Source organism: Pseudoalteromonas sp. SR43-5 (assembly GCF_014163835.1).
GTDB lineage: Bacteria > Pseudomonadota > Gammaproteobacteria > Enterobacterales > Alteromonadaceae > Pseudoalteromonas > Pseudoalteromonas distincta.
The window spans coordinates 1-21,470 of the sequence record NZ_JACJEA010000006.1 but is presented as its reverse complement, the minus strand read 5'-3'; the positions used below and the strand labels follow the sequence as shown (position 1 = coordinate 21,470).

General features: G+C 40.2%; 18 protein-coding genes. 16 read left to right on the top strand and 2 right to left on the bottom strand.

The features are described 5' to 3' along the window. Window positions 1–20: 20 nt before the first annotated feature. The 6 genes from H5090_RS04955 to H5090_RS04930 all read left to right on the top strand — a co-directional run bounded on the left by H5090_RS04955 (window position 21) and on the right by H5090_RS04930 (window position 6,970). Window positions 21–1,049: an XdhC family protein gene (locus tag H5090_RS04955; RefSeq protein WP_182695171.1), complete on the top strand. Its 1,029-nt coding sequence runs from the start codon at window positions 21–23 to the stop codon at window positions 1,047–1,049. Continuing rightward, window positions 1,043–1,636 carry a nucleotidyltransferase family protein gene (locus H5090_RS04950; protein WP_182695170.1) on the top strand — a complete coding sequence of 198 codons (594 nt, stop codon included), beginning with the start codon at window positions 1,043–1,045 and terminating at the stop codon, window positions 1,634–1,636. Before H5090_RS04955 ends, H5090_RS04950 begins: the two co-directional genes overlap by 7 nt. A 199-nt stretch (window positions 1,637–1,835) precedes the next feature. Beyond that, on the top strand, window positions 1,836–2,324 hold the full coding sequence (locus tag H5090_RS04945) for a (2Fe-2S)-binding protein (RefSeq protein WP_007582016.1): 489 nt from the start codon (window positions 1,836–1,838) through the stop codon (window positions 2,322–2,324). 12 nt (window positions 2,325–2,336) lie between these two features. After that, window positions 2,337–4,628 (top strand): xanthine dehydrogenase family protein molybdopterin-binding subunit, encoded by a 2,292-nt coding sequence (locus H5090_RS04940; RefSeq protein ID WP_182695169.1) that lies wholly within the window; start codon window positions 2,337–2,339, stop codon window positions 4,626–4,628. 185 nt (window positions 4,629–4,813) lie between these two features. Beyond that, a complete protein-coding gene (moaA, locus tag H5090_RS04935; protein WP_182695168.1) occupies window positions 4,814–5,785 on the top strand; it encodes a GTP 3',8-cyclase MoaA in 972 nt (323 codons plus the stop codon). 147 nt (window positions 5,786–5,932) lie between these two features. Next, the gene (locus H5090_RS04930; protein ID WP_182695167.1) at window positions 5,933–6,970 is read left to right on the top strand and encodes a GGDEF domain-containing protein; all 1,038 of its coding nucleotides are present in this window, start codon (window positions 5,933–5,935) and stop codon (window positions 6,968–6,970) included. Window positions 6,971–6,980: 10 nt separating this feature from the next. On the opposite strand, the gene H5090_RS04925 is transcribed toward H5090_RS04930, so the two are convergent. Then, window positions 6,981–7,919: a LysR family transcriptional regulator gene (locus H5090_RS04925; protein ID WP_002958690.1), complete on the bottom strand. Its 939-nt coding sequence runs from the start codon at window positions 7,917–7,919 to the stop codon at window positions 6,981–6,983. 119 nt (window positions 7,920–8,038) lie between these two features. Between H5090_RS04925 and H5090_RS04920 the strand changes: the two genes are divergently transcribed. The 5 genes from H5090_RS04920 (at window position 8,039) to H5090_RS04900 (ending at window position 17,722) form a co-directional block, all read left to right on the top strand. After that, a complete protein-coding gene (locus tag H5090_RS04920; RefSeq protein WP_024595653.1) occupies window positions 8,039–9,208 on the top strand; it encodes an efflux RND transporter periplasmic adaptor subunit in 1,170 nt (389 codons plus the stop codon). A 9-nt stretch (window positions 9,209–9,217) separates the two neighbouring features. Continuing rightward, a complete protein-coding gene (locus tag H5090_RS04915) occupies window positions 9,218–12,370 on the top strand; it encodes an efflux RND transporter permease subunit (protein WP_002958688.1) in 3,153 nt (1,050 codons plus the stop codon). Next, complete coding sequence (locus tag H5090_RS04910) at window positions 12,363–13,775, top strand: TolC family protein (protein WP_182695166.1); 1,413 nt, start codon at window positions 12,363–12,365, stop codon at window positions 13,773–13,775. Before H5090_RS04915 ends, H5090_RS04910 begins: the two co-directional genes overlap by 8 nt. A 10-nt stretch (window positions 13,776–13,785) precedes the next feature. Continuing rightward, window positions 13,786–14,814 carry a zinc-binding dehydrogenase gene (locus tag H5090_RS04905; protein ID WP_182197403.1) on the top strand — a complete coding sequence of 343 codons (1,029 nt, stop codon included), beginning with the start codon at window positions 13,786–13,788 and terminating at the stop codon, window positions 14,812–14,814. Between the two features lie 652 nt (window positions 14,815–15,466). Continuing rightward, window positions 15,467–17,722, top strand: coding sequence for an acyl-CoA dehydrogenase (locus H5090_RS04900; protein WP_149603631.1), 2,256 nt, complete (start codon window positions 15,467–15,469; stop codon window positions 17,720–17,722). Window positions 17,723–17,904: 182 nt separating this feature from the next. Here the strand turns inward: H5090_RS04900 and H5090_RS04895 are convergent, their stop codons facing one another. Continuing rightward, a complete protein-coding gene (locus tag H5090_RS04895; protein WP_182695165.1) occupies window positions 17,905–18,873 on the bottom strand; it encodes an integron integrase in 969 nt (322 codons plus the stop codon). Between the two features lie 231 nt (window positions 18,874–19,104). Between H5090_RS04895 and H5090_RS04890 the strand changes: the two genes are divergently transcribed. From H5090_RS04890 to H5090_RS04870, 5 genes are all read left to right on the top strand, one after another. Further along, the gene (locus H5090_RS04890; protein WP_182695164.1) at window positions 19,105–19,359 is read left to right on the top strand and encodes a hypothetical protein; all 255 of its coding nucleotides are present in this window, start codon (window positions 19,105–19,107) and stop codon (window positions 19,357–19,359) included. A gap of 127 nt (window positions 19,360–19,486) precedes the next feature. Then, the gene (locus H5090_RS04885) at window positions 19,487–19,765 is read left to right on the top strand and encodes a hypothetical protein (protein ID WP_182695163.1); all 279 of its coding nucleotides are present in this window, start codon (window positions 19,487–19,489) and stop codon (window positions 19,763–19,765) included. 130 nt (window positions 19,766–19,895) lie between these two features. Continuing rightward, window positions 19,896–20,195 (top strand): hypothetical protein, encoded by a 300-nt coding sequence (locus H5090_RS04880; RefSeq protein WP_032095867.1) that lies wholly within the window; start codon window positions 19,896–19,898, stop codon window positions 20,193–20,195. A 129-nt stretch (window positions 20,196–20,324) separates the two neighbouring features. Further along, entirely contained in the window at window positions 20,325–20,855 is a 531-nt protein-coding gene (locus H5090_RS04875; RefSeq protein ID WP_182695162.1) for a hypothetical protein, read from the top strand. A gap of 112 nt (window positions 20,856–20,967) precedes the next feature. Then, window positions 20,968–21,333: a hypothetical protein gene (locus H5090_RS04870; RefSeq protein WP_182695161.1), complete on the top strand. Its 366-nt coding sequence runs from the start codon at window positions 20,968–20,970 to the stop codon at window positions 21,331–21,333. Window positions 21,334–21,470 lie beyond the last annotated feature (137 nt).

Below are 21,470 nucleotides of genomic sequence, written 5' to 3'. Positions count from 1 at the left end.
TGCTTTTTAAAGGGCAATATATGGTTACAGATTTGAAAAGTATCTTAAACACTTGGTATCCCGATAGGGATAACCAAGAATGGGTTTTAGCTACTTTGTACAAAATTGAAGGCTCTAGTTACAGAAAGCTAGGGGCTATGATGCTTATTTCGAGCCTAGGCGAGCGCTTGGGGATGCTTTCGGGTGGCTGTTTAGAAGCTGACATACAACGCCATGCTAAACAAGTAATGAGTAGTTTAAGCAGTAAAACCATTAGTTATGATGCCACCGATGAAGACGATTTAACATTTCAACTTGGCATTGGTTGTGGGGGCATAGTATATATTTTACTGCAGCCCATTCACAAAGCTAATGACTATTTACAGTTAGAGCTTGTATCTAAAGCACTTAATGAGAATAAACCAGGGCGATATCTTCAACAAGTAAGCCCCATTTTGCCAGCCGGTAGTGGTGTATTTTCGCAAAATGATGAGTTGCATGGCTTATCAATGAACCGCAAAGCGCAGTTGGTAGAATTACAAGGCGCTACGTGCTTGCAAACCTCTATTTATCCACCGCCCCACCTATTAATAGTAGGTGGTGGAGCAGATGCAGTTCCGGTTTATACATTTGCCAAACAACTTGGTTGGAGTGTAACGGTATGGGATACACGCGCGGCTAATGCAAAAAGACAATATTTTAAAAATGCAGATGCTATTTTGCGCATCACACCGAGTGAGTTAAAAGAATATTGCATAACTAATAAAGTCGATGCGGCTATTTTAATGGCTCACAGCGTTGAACTTGACGCCAGTACGTTGGCTCAATTTAAAGATGTTCCGTTTAAATATATAGGATTATTGGGTCCTAAGCACAGACGTGAACAAGTTTTAGAGCACGCAAATACGCGTGTTTCACAAATTAAGTCTCCTGTTTTTGGGCCTGTCGGTTTAAATTTAGGCGGCGACTCGCCAGAGAGTATTGCACTATCGCTGATCAGCGAAATACATGCAGTGCTGTGTGATAAAGATGCCCAATCACTAAGTCATTGGGGGCAAGAGCCGTGCTAATTGCAAAAGTTGTTTTAGCCGCAGGTCAATCATCTCGCTTTAACGGCTGTAAATTAACAGCTGATATTGGCTTTGGCAAAACAATGATTGAGCATGCTGTAAATACACTTCAAGCACTTGATGACACGCCCGTGTATGTAGTTACCGGGGCATGGCATAAAGAAGTAGCGCAGGCACTGGCAGGTTATCAAAGCATAGAGCTGATTGAGAACAAGCAATGGAGCCAAGGTTTGGGTAATTCAATCGCGACAGCTTCTCAAACTGTGTTTAAAAATAAGTCCTTTGATGGGATTTTATTTATGCTTGCGGATCAGGTTGAGCTAAAAGTAGCGCACTTAAGTGAGCTAGTTACTGGTTTTAAACGTAATCCATCGCGCTGGTGCGCAAACTATGGCGAGCGTTTAGGTGTACCCGCTATATTCCCAGCGGTTGATTTATCTCAGCTTGCAAGCTTAACTTCAGATAGAGGTGCGCAGCAATTACTGCGTTCCAGCAGTGAGGTCGTTAATACAATTAGTTTAAGTAGTGCGAGTGTAGATATAGATACTCAAAAGCAGCTAAGTAATTTTATAGCTAAAAATGAGTGAAAAAGTAGTCGTAGGGCAAAATAATTTTTAGCTGCGCTAACGCTTTAGTGCAGTGGTTATGGTACTTAGCTGTTAATGTAGCTGATGCGGTAACTATATGTGTTATGGATTAGTAGTTACAACAATCTTAACTGTTATAACCTGCGTTTAAATTAAACAATTTAAACGCAGGTTATAAAGCTTAATCAAGGGGCAAGCTATGGTGACGTTTACAATTAATGGCAAGGTGGTTGAATCACACGCAAGTGAAGATACACCATTATTATGGGTTATTCGCGATGAAATTGGATTAAAAGGTACGAAGTTTGGTTGCGGTATTGCAATGTGTGGTGCGTGTACAGTGCATTTAGATGGGCAAGCAACTCGCTCCTGTGTTTTACCAATTGGCGCTATTGCAGGAAAAAACATTACCACAATTGAAGGGCTTAATAACGAACACCCACTTCAAAAAGCATGGGTTGAAGAGCAAGTACCACAGTGCGGTTACTGTCAGTCGGGGCAAATAATGCAAGCTGCTACATTACTGGCAGCTAATCCAAGTCCTTCAGATGAAGAAATAGTAAGCCATATGAATGGTAACTACTGTCGCTGTATGGCTTATAAACGTATTAAAACTGCTATTCAACGCGCTGCAGATGAGTCACAAAGTGTAGTAAATATATTTGATCCAAATGCACAAGACGCTTAACTGGAGCCGATAATGAAAAAATTATTTCAAAAAAATAGCGAAACCGTTAATTTAAATCGTCGCTCGTTTATGATTGGCACTGCTAGCGCAGGCTTAGTCATGGCGTTTGCCCCTGCGTTATTTTCGGGTTCGCTCAGTGCAAAAGAATCAATTGCGCAACAGGCTTTTTTACCCACTATTTGGTGGACTATGAGCACCGACGGCGCTGTAGAAGTAAGTATTGCAAAAGCTGAAATGGGTCAACATATCGGTACTGCTCTTGCGCGTATTGTGGCTGATGAACTTGAATGTGATTGGGATAAAGTATCAATTACCTACGTAGATACTCATGAAAAATGGGGCTTTATGGTAACGGGTGGTTCGTGGTCTGTATTTCAAAGCTTTAAGCCATTATCTCAAGCCGGCGCTGCGGGTCGAATTGCATTAATAGAAGCTGGAGCTAAAATGCTCGGCGTGCCTGCAGACAAATGTCGTGCTGAAAAGGGCTATATTATTTCAGGCGAAAAATCGGTTAGTTACGCAGACATAGTTAAAAAAGGCGAGTTTAATCGTACATTTACCAGTGATGAAGTTGCAAACCTTCCACTAAAACCGGCTAATAAACGTCATTTAACAGGGCTTAAACAAGACTTTAAAGCGCTTGATATACCAGCCAAAACAAATGGTACAGCAGTATATGGGATAGATGTAGAAGTTGAAGGCATGCTGTACGCGCGTCCAGTTATTCCACCAACTCGTTATGGCAGTACAGTAACAAACGTTGATGATAGTGCAGCAAAAGCAATTAAAGGTTACAAAGGCTATGAAATTTTAAATGACCCTAGTAACACAGTGCAAGGCTGGGTTGTTGTATTAGCTGATAGTTACCCAAGTGCCATTAAAGCAGTAGATGCTTTAAAGGTGAGTTACAAAAAGGGTGAGTCGGCAAATATATCTGAAGCTGATATTCAAAAAGAAGGTAAGCGATTATGCGAGCAACGTGACTCGGGTACTTTGTTTGTTGATGAAGGCGATATAAAGAAAACTCAAGCAGACGCTAGTGAGTTGTTAGAATCAATGTATACCACAGCGACAGCGAGTCATTATCAGCTAGAGCCATTAAATGCGGTTGCAGAGTTTAAAGACGGAAATTGGATTATTCATACAGGTAACCAGTGGCAGTCACTTACGTTACCAGCGCTTGCTAAAGCACTCGATATAGAACAAAACAAAGTAATTATTCGTCCTTATTATTTAGGTGGTGGTTTTGGTCGTCGATTATTTGGTGATTGGACTGTACCTGCGGCTCTAACTGCAAAAGCAGTAGGTAAACCAGTAAAACTGGTATTTACACGAGCAGACGATAGTTTATTCGATCAGTCTCGCTCTGCATCTGCTGCAAAAATGACGGCGTCGTTTGATAAAAATGGTACCTTCACAGGAATGGAACATGCATTTGCCGCTGGTTGGCCTACTAAAGCTATGGCACCAGGGTTTTTATCACCGGGTGTTGATGGCAAAGGTAAATTTGATGCATTTTCGGCATCGGGCGCTGATCATTGGTATAGCATGAGCAGTCATCGTGCACGCGCTATTAATAACGAAGTTGCACAAAGCACCTTTAATCCGGGTTGGTTACGTTCAGTAGGGCCAGGTTGGATTGCATGGAGTCTTGAGTCGTTTATTGATGAAATTGCCCATAAGCAAGGCAAAGATCCTGTTCAATTTAGAATTGAAATGTTAGATGGTAAAGGCAAGCAAGCGGGTAAAGCACCTGAGAGCGTTGGCGGAGCACTGCGCTTACGTAATGTGCTTAAAACGGTGTCTGACAAAGTAGCTTCTGTAAAATTGGCGAAAGACGAAGGCATTGGTTTTTCTGTTAGCTCAGGGCAAGAACGTACTATGCCAGCATGGCTTGCAACCGCAGCGCATGTTCACGTTAACCGTGATAGTGGTAAAATAACGCTTAAAAAGCTTTATGTTGTTGTAGATGCGGGCTTAATAGTTCACCCAGATGGCGCACTGGCACAAATTGAAGGGTCGTTACTATGGGGTAGCAGCCTTGCATTGCATGAATCAAATACGTATAAAGATGGGCAAGTATCTGCGACTAACTTTAATACTTATTTACCGCTAAGAATGCAAGATGTGCCAGATATGGACATCGAGTTTTTACAAAGCGATGAGTTTCCAGTTGGTTTAGGAGAGCCTGGCGTGATAGGGGTTGCTCCTGCTATTGGTAATGCAGTGTTTAATGCTGTAGGCGTGCGTTTACGTGACCTACCAATGAAGCCAAGCGAACTTAAAAAAGGCTTAGAAGCGTAAAACAAAAATAATTAAAGGGGTATGCTTTAGGCTGCCCCTTTAGTTATTAAATATATTTATGTAATTATTATTTATGTATCAATAGGTAGCGTTGTTTATACCAGTTTGCTTAATTAAACGATTAAGTATTAGTGCAAATTGGTATTAGGTTGTTATTACGTGTTGATATTAGTTAAGGTTTATTTATGCTAATCGACCCAACAGGGCGAGAGTTTAGTTACCTACGTTTATCTATTACTGATGTATGTAATTTTAAGTGTGTTTATTGTTTACCAGATGGTTATCAGGGCGGTCACGACCGTGGCTTCCTCACAATTGATGAAATTAGCAATACGCTTAAAGCGTTTGCACACCATGGTATTGAAAAAGTAAGGATCACTGGCGGAGAGCCAACCCTTAGAAAAGACTTTATAGATGTTGTTCGCGCGGCAAAAGATGTTGCGGGCATAAAAAAAATTGCAATGACCACCAATGGTTTTTCTCTTCATAAGAATATTCATGACTGGGTAGATGCAGGCTTAAACGCCATTAATGTAAGCATTGATAGTTTAGATTCGCGCATGTTTAACACCATTACTGGGCATGACAAATTTACCTCAGTAATGAAAGGTATTGATACTGCGCTTGAAACGGGTATTGATTCAGTAAAAATAAACAGCGTGCTGATGAAACAATACAACGCAAAAGAGTTTGATACATTTTTAAATTGGGTTAAACACCGCCCCGTTACCATCCGCTTTATAGAATTGATGCAAACAAACGATAACAAAGCCTTTTTTGATGCTAACCATGTTTCTGGGCAAGTTTTAAAAACTCAGCTATTACAAACAGGTTGGCAGCAAGTTGCGCGTAGTGCATCAGCAGGTCCTGCTCAAGAGTTTGCGCATCCTGATTATCAAGGCAGAATTGGTTTAATAATGCCTTACAGCAATGATTTTTGTAGTACCTGTAATCGACTAAGGGTTACAGCAAAAGGAAATCTGCACTTGTGTTTGTTTTCTGAAGAGGGTATTTCGCTAAGAGAATATATGAACGACAGTTCAAACTGTGAATTAATGGCATTGTTATCTCGTTATATTAAAACTAAGAAGCCAACTCATCTTTTGCATCAAGGTAATACGGGCATCACCACTAATTTATCTATGTTAGGTGGTTAATTGTTAGAGCTAATTTGTAAACAAAAACATCAAACGTGTCCCTAAATCACCAATAAAAGGGTGTGTTTACATGGTTTTAGAGCAACAAAGCTTGTTAAATTGTATTTTCACGTTAAACTTACTTTTTATTTTTATTAAGTGATTAGAATGGATATCGCAGCCCTTAATAGCACTAAATCATTAAGAAAGGACGTTCTAAGAGGAATGTGCCTTTGTTTTGGTGTTTTATCGGTTGGATTTGCGGGATTTAATTTAACTGTAAATAACTTTCCATTGCTTGGCTATATCGAAATCTGTTTTTCCATTTATTGTATATTTACTTATATTACACTTATACGCCGCCCATTACAGTTTTGGCAATCCGTTGTAATGTGCGCACTTATCACATTCATCGTTATTTTGGGTACATCTTTGGCGTCGCCTCGTAACGGTGTGTATGTATGGTCGTTTGCATTACCTATTTTGTACTACCTACTATTGGGTAAACAATATGGTGTAATTTTCTCTGCAAATTTATTAGTGATCCAAGTGTTTATTTTAGGTAGTCAGTCTACTCTTGCCCCTTTTGAGACTTTTAACTTATCTCTTAATCTACTCTGTGCTTATTTAAGTATTTGGGTAATTTCTCACGTTTTTGAAGGGAGTCGTTCACACTTTTCAAGGCGACTTAAAAATTTAGCGTTACTTGACCCACTAACGGGGGCAGGCAATCGCCTTTCAATGAACCACTACTTTGAAGTAGAACTACAAGATAAATCACAGTTATATTTATTCTTACTTGATTTAGACTTTTTTAAGCAGATAAATGATGAGCATGGCCATGGTGTGGGTGACCAAGTGCTTATTGAAGTAGCCACTTTACTAAGGGTTGTGCTTGGTAGAGGGTATGTATTTAGAGTAGGCGGTGAAGAGTTTGCTTTATTTAGCTCTTTTGCAAATGAAGAGACTGCACTTAATACCGCTGAACAAATAAGAGCACGTTTTGAAAATACCACATTTGACATTGACGGCCTTGCAATCAATGTTACAACCAGTATTGGTGTCGCAAAATTTAAAAGTACCAATTCATTGGAAAGCTTTGTAAACCAAGCTGATAAACAGTTATACAAAGCAAAGCAATTTGGTCGCAATAAAGTGTATTGTAAATTTAAAAAAGAAAATGATTACCAGGCAGTCGTTGCGTAAGTCGTGCTACTTAGTACATTTGTTCAAAGTTAGGGATCCCGTTTTCCCAAATCGGTTTATCTTTTCCTAAATGCTCACGTACAGCATCAAAAAATAATCGGGTTCTTACTGGTAAATCTCGATGCGGATATACGGCATACATCGCGCTAAATTCCATCAGTTTTACATCGGTCAATAAAGGCACTAACTTACCTTGTATTATTTCATCACCAATAATAAATGCAGGGGCGACAAAGTAAGTTGTGCCCGACAATGTTTTCATTAACAATGACTCGGCATCGTTTGCACGAAACACACTTTTTATTTTTTGCTCGCAGCGCTCACCTTTACTATCGTAATAATCAATTGCTTCTACTCGAATAGAGTTACTGGCATAGCTTGCTGCTGGTAATTTCGCTAACTCTTCCATTGTTTTTGGCATACCATAAGTTTCAATAAACTGTGGCGCAGCTAAAATTAATAATCGATTACGCGCTATTTTACGTGCGATAAGTGACGAGTCTTTAGGCTCTCCTACACGAAAAGCCAAATCAAATCCTTCAGAGACTATATCTACTAATCTATCGTCTAAACGCAGTTCAACTTCTACTTGCGGAAAGCGTTTTTGAAAATCATTAAGTACAGGTTGCAAATAACGACGACCAATAAGTGTTGATGAAGTGATTTTTAAAACGCCGCGCGGCTCTAAATGGTAGTTTTCAGCCATGCGCACGGTTTCGCCGAGCAGCTCTCTAAGCTCAGCGGCTTTTTTGATCATTTCGGCGCCTGCCGCTGTGAGCGAAAATGAACGGGTAGTACGGTTAAGTAACCTAACGCCTAACTCATCCTCTAAACGGCTAATTTGTTTAGATATAACAGAGCGATCTATGTTGCGTATTTCTGCAGCTTTAGCAAAAGAGCCTTGCTCAACTACTTCAAGTAACATTAAAAGTCGACTTGTTGTATCCATTATTACACCTTAACCAATCTATTGATGCCATTTTGGCATTAATGAATTTAAAAATCTATGGTTTTTACACACGGGTTTAATCCGTATTATGCGAGGCTAATTAACAATGGAGCGTCTTCATGAACAAACATCTAATTGCTGCTGCACTTACTGCGGCATCTTTAACACTTGCGGGTTGTGCTGATGAGAGCACAGCTCAATCAGCACCTGCACAGCAACTTCAACCAATTGATGTAGCACAGGTGCTTGTTAAGCCGGTACAGAGCTGGCACACATATACAACTCGTTTAGAGTCTCCACAAGAAGTTGCTTTAATGCCGCGTGTATCAGGAATCATCGATAGCATTGAATTTAAAGAAGGCGACGTGGTTAAAGAAGGCGATGTTTTATTTCAATTAGATGCTCGCCCATTTGCAGCCGTTGTTGCAAGCTTAAAAGCACAAATTAAAAGTGCAGAAGCCGCCTTAGAACAAGCTAAAAGTGAAGACAAACGTGCGGTACGCTTATTAGACCGTAAGGCAATCTCTACAGAGCAAGCACAAGCGCGTACTTCGACACTGCGCCAACGCGAAGCACAGCTTTCTGCACTTCAAGCACAACTTACCTCAGCAGAACTTGATTTAGAGTTTACGTCAGTAGTATCACCAATTGATGGCATTATTTCTCGTGCAAATATTACTAAAGGTAATAACGTACTTGCGGGTCAAAGCGTATTAACGTCAATTGTTTCAAACCAAGCTATGTACGCTTATTTTGATGTTGATGAGCGCACATGGAATAGCTCTTTTAATGACGTTACTGCTGCGAGCCACCAAACTGTTGTAATGCAAAAAGTCGGTCAAAGTGATTTTGCATACAAAGGCTACATTAACTTTATTGATAACCAAATTAATTCATCAACGGGCACATTACGTGTACGTGCGGTATTTAATGAAGACAACAACCAATTACGCGCAGGCTCGTTTGCACGTATTAAGCTTGCAGCCAACTCTATTAGCGACGCTATTATTATCCCAGAACGTGCAATTGGTACTGACTTAAAAAATCGCTTTGTACTAACCGTTGGCGAAAACAACGTACTTGAATACAAACTAATTACTATTGGTGAACGTTACGGTGCATTACGTGCGGTTACTTCAGGCCTTAACGAAGGTGATGTAATTGCTGTAAATGGTCCTGCTCGCGTAGGTCCTGGTATGCCAATCTCTCCGCAAACAGTAACAATTGATACAAGCGGTGTGGCATTTACATTGTCAAACGACAACGCACAACTTGTGGCTAAGCAATAAGGTTTATTGATGAAATTTTCGCATTTCTTTATACAGCGCCCAATATTTGCGGCTATGCTGTCGTTGGTTATTTTAATTGCTGGTGGCATATCACTATTCCAATTACCAGTAAGTGAATACCCAGAAGTAGTTCCTCCAACAGTTGTTGTTACCGCCAACTACCCAGGTGCTAACCCTACCGTTATTGCGCAAACAGTGGCAACACCGCTGGAGCAAGAAATTAACGGTACTGAAAACATGTTGTATATGTTTTCGCAAGGTACTAGCGATGGCCGTATGACTCTAACGGTAACATTTGCGTTAGGTACCGATTTAGACCGTGCTCAAGTACAAGTACAAAACCGTGTAAACAGTGCACTTCCGCGTTTGCCAGAAGAAGTACAACGTTTAGGTGTTGTGGCTGAAAAGTCATCACCCGATTTAACCATGGTAGTGCATTTATACTCACCTGAAAAAACGCACGACACAGCTTACTTATCTAACTATGCTGATTTAAACATTAAAGATGAAATTGCGCGCTTACCAGGCGTAGGTGATATTCGCATGTTTGGTGCTGGCAAATACTCAATGCGAGTATGGCTAAACCCAGATGCACTTGCTGCACGCGAATTAACAGCAACAGATGTAGTAACAGCACTTCGCTCGCAAAACCAGCAAGTTGCTGCAGGTAGCTTAGGTGCGCAACCAATTTCAAACGACAGTCAATTTCAAATACTGTTAAACGTTAAAGGTCGTTTAAACAGTATTGAAGAATTTGAACAAGTTATTATTAAAGTAGGCGACGAAGGTCAGTTAACGCGCTTATCTGATATAGCCCGTGTTGATTTAGGTCAAGACACTTACGCACTGCGTGCAGAGCTTGACAACCAACCAGCTCTTGCAATGCCAATATTTCAACGCCCAGGTTCAAACGCTATTGAGCTTTCTGATCAAGTACGCGAAACAATGGCGCGCTTATCAAAAGATTTCCCTACTGGTGTTGAATACGACATTGTGTACGACCCTACGGTATTCGTTCGCGGCTCAATTGACGCGGTAATTGCCACGTTGCTTGAAGCAATTGTACTGGTAGTTATTGTTGTTATTGTATTTTTACAAACGTGGCGAGCATCTATTATTCCGCTAATTGCTGTGCCTATTTCACTTATTGGTACATTTGCCGTAATGCAGTGGTTAGGTGTCTCAATTAATACCTTGTCGTTGTTTGGTTTAGTTTTGGCCATAGGTATTGTTGTAGATGATGCGATTGTAGTTGTTGAAAACGTAGAGCGTAATATCGAAAAAGGCTTATCGCCACTTGAAGCAACCCGCGTTGCAATGAGCGAAGTAACAGGCCCTATTATTGCCATTGCGCTAGTACTAAGTGCGGTGTTTATTCCTACGGCATTTATTACCGGGCTGTCTGGTCAGTTTTATAAGCAATTTGCGCTTACAATAACAATTTCGACAATTATCTCTGCGTTTAACTCACTCACGTTATCGCCAGCGCTTGCTGCATTGTTATTAAAATCTCACGATGCAAAACCAGATGCGTTTACTCGTTTACTTAATAAATTGTTTGGACGTTGGTTGTTTAAACCATTTAACCGCGTATTTAATCGTGGAGCTAAAGGGTACGAAAAACTGGTACAAAAACTAATCCGTATGACCGTTGTTGTAATGGTGGCTTATATTGCACTTGTTGGCGGCACAATTAAGTTATTTGATACCGTACCAGGTGGCTTTATTCCACAGCAAGACAAACAGTATTTAGTGGCTATTGCGCAGTTACCTGACGCATCAAGCCTTGATCGTACTGAAGACGTACTTGCTCAAATGCAGCAAATTGCATTAGAAGTCCCAGGCGTTGCACATACTGTTGCTTTTCCTGGCTTATCAGTGAACGGTTTTACAAACAGCCCTAATAGCGGCATTGTATTTACACCACTTGAGAGCTTTGACAAACGTACCGACCCAAGCCAATCAGCGATGGCGATAGCGGCGCAGTTGAATAAACGTTTTGCTGCAATTGATGAGGCATTTGTAGCGGTATTTCCACCGCCGCCAATTCAAGGTTTGGGCACTACAGGTGGTTTTAAACTGCAAATAGAAGACAGAGCTAATAAAGGATTTGAGGCACTATTTAATAGCCTGCAAGCCGTTATTGGTAAAGCGCAACAAGACCCTGCATTAATGGGCCTGTACTCAAGTTTCCGTATCCAAGTTCCACAAATGGATATTGATATTGACCGTGAGCAAGCGCTTATTCAAGGTATTCCACTTGATGAAGTATTTAATGCACTGCAAATTTACTTAGGCTCTGTGTACGTAAATGACTTTAATATGTTTGGTCGTACATACCAAGTAAATGCACAGGCTGATGCTGACTACCGCTTAGACCCTGATCAAATACTTAATTTAAAAGTACGTAACCGCTCAGGTAATATGGTGCCATTAGGCTCTGTATTAACAGTAACACCAACAATTGGTCCTGACCGTGTTATGCATTACAACGGTTACCCAAGTGCTGAGCTAAATGGTAGCCCAGCGCCAGGTTATAGTTCTGATCAAGCACAAGTTGCTATTGAAAAAGTACTCGCAGACACACTACCAACAGGTATTGAGTATGAGTGGACTGAAGTAACGTACCAACAAGTACTTGCCGGTAACACCATGGTTTATGTATTCCCGTTAGTTGTATTACTAGTATTTATGGTACTTGCAGCGCAGTACGAGAGCTTACGTTTACCACTGGCAATTATATTAATTGTACCAATGACTATTTTCTCAGCCTTGTTAGGTGTGTGGTTTGTTGGCTCTGACAACAACATATTTACCCAAATAGCGTTAATAGTGCTGGTCGCGTTGGCTTCTAAAAATGCAATATTGATGGTTGAGTTTGCAAAAGATAGACACGACTCAGGCTTATCGCACTTAGAGGCAATACTTGAGGCATGTCGTATGCGCTTGCGCCCAATATTAATGACGTCAATTGCATTTACAGCAGGTGTTGTACCGTTAGTACTTGCCACCGGTGCGGGCGCCGAAATGCGACACGCAATGGGTAACGCCGTATTCTCAGGCATGATAGGTGTAACCGTGTTTGGTCTATTGTTTACGCCGGTATTTTATATGTTAGTGACTAACAAAAAAGAGAAAGCGCAGGAGAATACTCATGACTAAATTAATGCAAAAAAGGCTTAAAACAAGTCTAACTGTCAGTGCGGTATTAGTCGCTGCGTTTTTAGCCGGGTGCGCGAGTAAAATAGACACCATGGGCGAGCAAAAAGCCGTTAACGAATTTGTTGCTAAAGCTAATATTGCGAGTAACGTTAGCGTTGCTGATGAAACAAACTGGTGGAAAAAGCTTAATTCTCATCAACTAAATGAGCTTGTTACTGGTGCGCTTGCAAATAACTATAATTTGCAAACAAGCCAGTTAACACTTAAAAGTGTATTAGCGCGATTAGGAGAGCAAAAAGCCCAGTACCTTCCGCAAGGTGGCGTAAATGTTGGCGTAGCTCGAAGTGATGCACCAAGCGTTTATGACCGTCAATCAAGTGCAAACGTTGCACTTGATTGGCAACTAGATTTATTTGGTCGCATAACGGCGTTGGTTGATGCTGCAAATGCATCGGCCATGAGCCAAGCAGAGCAAGTACGTTTACTGCAAATTGAAGTAGTATCGTCAGTTGTTAAAGGCTTTGTAAGTTATCAAGGCAATGTTGAAAAACAACACATTGTAGCACTTCAAATTGAAGCGCTTGAGCAAAGTATTGACGTTCTTCAAGCCCGTGTTGACGAAGGCGTCGCAAACGAGCTTGATTTAAACCGTACGATGGCGCAGCTTAGGCAGCAACAAGCACTAATGCCTGCCATTGAGTATGCAAAATACAGCGATTTATCTGCTCTTGCAGTACTAAGCGGTAAGTTAGCGCAAAATATTGCTATTGAAAACGAGCAAGGCGTGCTTGAACGTGACTTTAGCGTAGCATTAAAAAACGCTAATAATGCCATTGCCTTACGTCCTGATATTAGCCGTGCACTGTTTGACTTTAGCCAAGCAAATAGTTTAAGTGTTGCAGCTAGCAAAGCGTTATTACCAGATATTAGCTTATCTGCATTTGCAGGGGTTGTGAGTATAGACAGCACAGGCTTAAAAAATACTGATCAGCAGTGGCAAGTAGCGCCGCAGTTACAATGGTCGTTATTAAGTTACCCAGCATTATTAGCACAGCGCGACGCGCAGCAGTTTTTAAGTGAAGCCGCATACAGCGATTATCAACAAGTGGTATTAACTGCACTAAGTGAAAGTGAACTTTCACTGCAATTGTTGGTCAATCAGGCACAGCAAAAACGCTTTGCAGATGAGCGCTATGACTTTGCTAATAAAGCATTTTTACAAGCCCAAGCAATGTATGAAGAAGGCCAAATTCCTTACCTTGAGTTGTTAGATGCGCGTCAGGATGTTTTAATAGCACAAGAAAATGCTGTTGAAACAACAATTTCTTCACTGCTTGCCAAAGTAAATGCTTACCAGTCATTTAATGGCCAATGGAGTTATGCGTTAAACGACACTAATAAGTAGAGTTATATTGATGCCAAATACTGAAAATTTACATGAATACATTATCCCGCAAACGATGCGCGCTATTGTACTGCCAGAACCAAATGAAGCAATTGACTTAGCAGATGCTGAGCTGCCTGTTCCAGACTGTGCAGATAACGAGCTGCTTGTAAAAGTAGAGTACGTTGGTTTAAATCCAGTTGATGGTCAATTTGCTAAAACAGGCTTTTGTAAATGGCAGTATCCACACATTTTAGGCTTAGATGCTGTAGGTGTTGTGGTTAAAGCTAATAAAGGTGTGTTTCCAAATGTTGGCCAGCGGGTTATGTGGCATGCCAACATTGGTGAGCAAGGTGCTTTGAGCGAATACACCAAAGTACCTAACTTTGCAGTGTCGGTTGTGCCAAGCGGTTTAAATCCGGCCATAGCAGCAACACTTCCATGCGCCGGTATGGCAGCACTTATCAGCTTAGATAAAATAGGCATTAGTGAAGGCGATACTATTTTTATTGAAGGCGGAGCCGGAGCGGTAGGGCAGTTTGCTATTCAATATGCAAAACAGCGTGGTGCAGATGTATTTACCACCGCATCAAAGCGTAACCATAAATTGGTTAAGCAGCTAGGCGCTGATGTGGTTTTTGACTATAGCGATAAAAAGCTATGCGAAAAAATCCGCAGAGAACTTGGCCCGCAAGGCTTTGATGCGGTTATTGATACGATAGGTGGAGAGTGTACTCAGCGTAATATTGAGCTAATGCGTTTTTGCGGACGTATTGCCTGCTTAAATCCGCTACCTTGTTTTGATCAAGACTTAATGTATCACCGAGCGCCGAATATTAGCGTTGTATCGATTGGTGGTGCATGGCTTGCTAATAGTTTATGTGCACAACAACGCTTGAGCTTTATGGGCAACCTGTTACTTGAAGGAGCTGTTAGTGGCGACATTAAACACCCAGAAATAACGCCCGTAGACTTTAGTGCTGAGTCAGTATCGCAAGCGCTTAATAAACAACTTGCTGGTGGTTTTACCGGCAAGCAAATTGTTAAAGTTGCTAAGTGAAGCGCTTATACAATTTGATTTAAATTTAAGTAGTTTTAGCTAGATTAACTGATAATGTAGCCTCTACAAATTGAATAAAAACGTAGCCTATTTGTGCTGCGTTTTTTTATGCCCATAAAAAAATAGATACAGCGCTAGGGTCTGTTGATCTTTCAAGGTTGAATTTGCAGCAGTCTGTTTGGTATTTAGGCAAGGCAGAGCCTATGTAGTGTGGTTATTCCCCATAAATGGGCGATAACGTAGCATTAATGCCAAACAGGCGCTGCCCAAAGGGTTCTTCCTAGGGGCTATTTACTCTTTGTTGCCTACATCGATTTAGGTAAGGGGCGTGAGCAGGACGCGGAAGCTTTGCTCGGTTTTTACTTAGCCCACTAGGTTACAAACCTCGCGCTACGATTAAATAGCCCCTAGTTTGAACAAATTTTAATCCGCAAAGATCAACAGACCCTAGAGCTTTTGCTGTTTTATTCATCATTTTAGTCAAAATACTTTTTTTCAGCGTACAACTGTAAGCCTTTGTGTTTCAACAGTTTACGTTCAGGTAAAGAAAATAAATTGAAAAAACTGTTAATTAATTGAATAGAGTAATTGATCTAAACGATTTTTTATGACGTAATGTAGGTATTATTTAGCTGGTCGGATGAGTTCAATCATGAGTTTACGTACAAAACTAAAAAAAGTATTACCAAGTATTTCTATCACAGAACAAGAAGCGCTAGACGCGGGTGATGTATGGCTTGAAGGTTCTATCTACCAAGGTAAACCTGATTTCAGTGCACTTCGCGACGTACCTGCTGCTACATTAAGCGCAGACGAGCAAGCATTCTTAGACGGTCCAGTAAAAGAGTTATTGGGCATGATTGACGATTCAGTGATTCAAAACGGCATTCATTTACCAAATGACATCTTAGAATTTTTGAAAAAAGAGCGTTTTTTCTCGCTTATCATTCCTAAGTCGTTTGGTGGTTTAGAGTTTAGCCCTTATGCAAACTCTACCATTGTTGGCACAATTGCGACTAAAAGCTCAGCAGTTGCGGTAACCGTAATGGTTCCTAACTCGCTAGGGCCAGGTGAGTTATTACTTCACTTTGGTACGCAAGAACAACAAGCACATTACTTACCACGCCTAGCAAATGGTACAGATATTCCATGTTTTGCATTAACAAGCCCAGAAGCGGGTTCTGATGCAGGTGGTATTCCTGATGTTGGTAAAGTAACTAAAGGTATGTACAACGGCGAAGAAGTCCTTGGTTTAGAAATTACCTGGGACAAGCGCTACATTACACTTGCGCCTATTGCTACCGTACTTGGTTTAGCATTTAAAGTAGTTGACCCTGATGGTCTGCTAGGTGGTAAAGAAAACCTAGGCATTACCTGTGCACTTATTCCTAAAGAGCACCCAGGTGTAGAGCTTGGTAATCGCCACGACCCAATGGGTATTCGTTTTTACAACGGTACTACACGTGGTAACAAAGTATTTGTACCAATGGATTTTGTTATTGGTGGACAGAAAAACATCGGCCGTGGTTGGCAAATGCTGGTTAGCTGTTTAGGTGCTGGCCGTGGTATTTCATTACCTGCGCTAGGTGTTAGTACAGCACAAGTTGCATTTAAATCAGCATCTGAATACGCAGCAGTGCGTGAACAGTTTGGTTTAGCCATTGGTCAGTTTGAAGGTATTCAAGAAAAACTAGCCGACATTGCAGGTAAAACATACCTACAAGAAGCAATGCGCGTACTTACAACTGAAGGCTTAGGCATGGGTTTAAAACCATCAGTAGTAACCGCAATCGCTAAATACCATATGACAGAGCTTGGTCGCGACGTACTTGATTCAGCAATGGATATTCAAGCGGGTAAAGCGATTCAAAACGGTCCACAAAATACATTAGCAAGTGGTTATGTTGCTCAGCCGATTGCCATTACGGTAGAAGGCGCGAACATTCTTACACGTAACCTAATGATCTTTGGTCAAGGTGTTATGCGTTGTCACCCATATTTACAATCTATGGTTGAGTCAATTCACAGTGAAGACAAAGGCGCAGATAAAGAATTTAACGGCATTTTACGTAAAACAATTGGCTACAGCACAGCAAACAGCTTACGTGCTTTCCGCCTTGGTGTTTTACCATTTACAGCAAGTGCTAATTCTGAATTACCAGAAGTACGTGACTACGAAAAAGCAGTACATAAATTATCTGCAAAACTTGCAGTGTACGCAGACTTTTCGTTACTTGTACTTGGTGGTAAGTTAAAACAAGCAGAAATGCTATCGGCACGTTTAGGTGATGTAATGAGCTTTTTATATGCAGCTATGGCATCAATTAAATACTACGAGCAAAAAGTATCAAGTAGTGACCGTGAGCAAGCAGCGCCGTATTTCCATTACGCGACTCGTTTTGCACTACAAAGTGCTGAAGAAGCATTGCATAAGTTTTTAGATAACTTCCCTGCAAGTGGTACACGTAAGTTTATTCGTTTCATTACAATGAACTACTCAACTAAAATGCCAAAAATTAGCGACGATTTAATCCGCGAACTAGCTAAGCAAGCTCAGCTAGATACCGCATTTAAAGCGCAAATCACGCATTTAGTTAAACCAGTAGTGGGCGATGGCCATCATATTAATGAGCAAGCTTACAAAGCTAAAATGGCATCACTTGGCGAGCTGGCTAAAGTTAAAAAAGCACTACGTGCTAAAGTAATTAAACCAGGTGCACGTTTTAACATTACGCTTGATAACGCACTAGCGGCGAACGTAATTACCCAAGCTGAACACGTTCAGTTAATTGATTACAACATCAAACGTGAAAAGGCGATTCGTGTAGATGAGTTCGATTTTGATATGAACATACTAGATGATAACGCACAGCCAATTAACCCGCTTAAAAGCGTAGTTAACCAATAAAATTAAATTCAATGATGCAAAGCGCCCGCAGTATCGGCGCTTTTATTCTTGAAAAGTATTAGTGTGGAGCCCCGCTTGTGTAAAAACAAGCGGGGCTTTTTTATGTGTTTTTTAAAGTCGAAATAGATGACGGTGTTGGTCTTAAAGCGAATATGTATGTGTAGAGGATTAAAAAGAGACGCTTATAATCTTGAAAAAGGGCTAACAACCCCGTTAGCACCTTGTTGTAGTACATGGGTATAAATTTGTGTAGTTTTAACATCAGAATGGCCAAGCTGAGCTTGAACAGTTCTTATATCGGCGCCACTTTGCAGTAGATGAGTAGCAAAAGAGTGTCTCAATGTATGAGGTGTTATTATTTTTGTTAACCCTGATTTTTGGACGGCTTTTTTAATCTCTTTTCTAATACAAGAGTGATGAAAATGATGTCGCCTTATTTCACCACTTTGAGGATCTGAACTTAATATATGAGAAGGAAATAAATATTGCCACGCAAGCGATTTTGCGGCACTTGGATATTTTTTTGTTAAAGCATATGGCATCCATACGCCAGAATATTCCGTATTATTTAAATCCAGTTTTAAATAGTCATCAACGTTCAAAATTTGATTTCTCAGCATAGGAATTAGCTCTGTGGCCAGCGTAACAATGCGGTGTTTATTACCTTTTCCATTCCATACTTGAATGCATTTATAATCAAAATCAATATCTTTTACTCTTAATTGCACCGCTTCCATTACTCTTAAGCCACTTCCATACATAAGGGCTGCAATTAAATAATAGCGCTTATTTAAATGAGCCATCAACATTTTAACTTCCTCTGGGGTCATCACTACAGGGAGTTTTGCTTGTTTTTTACTACGGGCAAAATTTAAATTTAATGAGAGTTCTTTTTTTATTATGTGCTTGTATAAAAATGACAATGAATTGAGTGCGGTGGCTTGCGTACGTGGTGCAACGTTTTGCTTTAACACTAAATGTTCTAAGTAGCGTTCGACTTCATTGTCCCCCATTGAGGCGGGATGGCGTTTATTATGAAAATGGATATAAGATGCAATCCATCTTAGGTAGGTATCGACGGTGCGTAAAGAATATTGACGAACTAGCATATATTCAGCTATGTAATTTAAAAATGGGGAACGTGTTTTCATACTATTACCAACAATAGTGCTGTTTTTATATACAGTATAGTTGTGATGCACACATATTCAAGAAAATGAGCGGCGAGCGCATTTTGTCTTTTATTGAGAGTTTGAGTGCTAATAAAAAATTATATATAGCAATGTATTAAGTTATTTGGTAAAAAAGATTTATAAAATACATGAGCGTATCGTTGGCAGAAATATGCGCGATGAGCGCACTATTAAATTGTTATGTATAAAGTGGATATTGAGGAAGTAGAAAATATGTCTAAATGGGGAATGTCTGCGACGTGGTTAATGTTAATTATTGTTTTCGCGGTGTTTTTGGCTGCTGTATTTGTAGTTGGCTCTACAATCGGAAAAATTTACGTATTAGGCTCAATTGAACTTTCCATTCCCCAAATCGGAATCATTTGTGCTGGAATCACTTCTGTATCTGTTTTTATACGTTGCGTTAAAAAATTGAAAAGTCGCTCTGAATTAGCACGTACATAACAAAAAAATTAAGTTCGCCCGCTACGCGGGCTGGGACGCAAACATGTGGGCTGGCTCACTTCGTTCGGATTTTAGCCCACATATCTGCGCCCCTTATCTAAAGGTTATATAGCCAAAGGAATTGAAAGTGAAGGAATCTGAAAAGCGACTTTATCGAGCAACAGATGAAATTTTATTTTATATGTGGGACCCAATTGGGGTAAGGGATATACCCGCGGCTAGGGATGAATATCAATCTTATCTTCCGAAAGTGTTTAAGCTAGTAAAGGCAGATGCCGCAAATACTAAAATAGCTGCATATTTGAATGAAATAGAAACAACTTCAATGGGCCTTGGTGCAAATAAGCCACATGCAATAGACATAGCTAACATACTAATCGAAGCTAAGGAGTTCTATTGTGACTAAGCTACATAACAATACAATCAACTCGTTCCCTTCGGTCTCTGGGACAAAAACACAATGCCATGCTGCGCATTTTATGGCATTGTGTTTTTGCCCGTTATTGTAAGCGTTATACGCCAGAGATTGGAACCTGATGCTTTTATTACACGGAACAGCTGAGTTTACAGAAGAAAATGGACGTTTCGAAAAGGGAAAACGATATGCATTTAATATGTTTTCCAGAGATGAGAATTTAAAAGAAATAATCGAGGATGTTGCGCTTTATCTTGGCGATTTGGGCTGGAATGAAATTGACGTTAAAAAAACTGGAAAAGTGGCAAGTGATGCAGAAATTACAAAACCTTTGCTTCAGCAAGCCTTTAACTATGCTAAAGAGAACAGATTTAGTGTTATTACTTACCAAGATCCGGTAGATGAAGAATTGAAGCTTTAGGTATGACGTATAACAAAAAAATTAAGTTCGCTCGCTGCGCGGGCTGGGACGCAAACATGTGGGCTGCTCACTTCGTTCGGATTTTAGCCCACATGCCTGCGCCCCTTATTTAAAGGTTAGGTGTACTTAGTGTTAACTTCTGAGCCAATTTATTCTGAATATAGTCTTGAGGAACTATTAGATTGTTTACAGCATATTGATCAAGTTAAATACCCTGAGAGATACCAAGTCTTACTACAAGAAATAGATAATAGAAAAAAAGGAATCCCCCCTAAAGTTAGGTTTAGCCAAAATCCAAAGGCTCAAACTCTTAAAAGAGGTGATGGAGTTATAGTCAAATTAATATCTGAATTAAAGTTGGATACTTCCAGATTATTGAAAACTATTTTTATTTTAGGTTGTACCTGTACACTATTGACATTTGTGTTTACTCCACAAGCTGAAGGATACGGTAATTTTATAGCAACCATAGTGTTTTTATTTTTATGTCCCTTTTTACTTATTTATTGTATTCACTCTATAAAAATGGGAGAAATAGAAATTAAATCAATCACGGTAAAACGTAGTGATTCGCCAGGTGGTTTTTGGTTTGGTATTTTTATTTATGCGACGTTTTCAACTTTTATAATGTACTCTCTAATTTGGCAAACATACACCTAACAAGCCACTTAAGCGGGACTAAAAACAGTTGGCTAGTCTCACTTCGTTCGCTATTTTAGCCAACTATTTATTAGCCCCTTAGTGGGGCGTTATGTTTTCCAGGACTCTGCGCGTGAAATTATTATCTTTACTCTTTTTGCTAAGTTTTAATGTGTTTGGAACAACATGCATTAAAGCTGAACAGACAATTGATATTCAATCTAGTGAATTAATTGATATCAAGGTGACCAAATTGAATTCAGGCTATGACGTCCTGTTACACTTTCCAGAGAAATTTAATGGTTCAAAACTGTCAGCAGTCGTTATGCACCTTGGGGAATATGGCTCACCGATATTTTCTACTCAATTAGAATTTTTTCGAGAAAATGGTAGGTTTTACAGTTTTTACACGACAGCTAATGGGCAAAAACCTACAGCTCTTATTTCTGCTACATACGGTCAAGACTGCGGTGTAGAAATATATAAAAAGGTGCCTTGAGGTACTGAAAACATAACAACACGCCCTGAGGTGGACGACTAGTAAAATTTAGCTATTAACTGCAAATTTTAAAAGTGGTGAGCCTCTGCGTTTTAAGGCCGCTAAATACGTCGATTCATCGTAGGGTGTATTCGTTT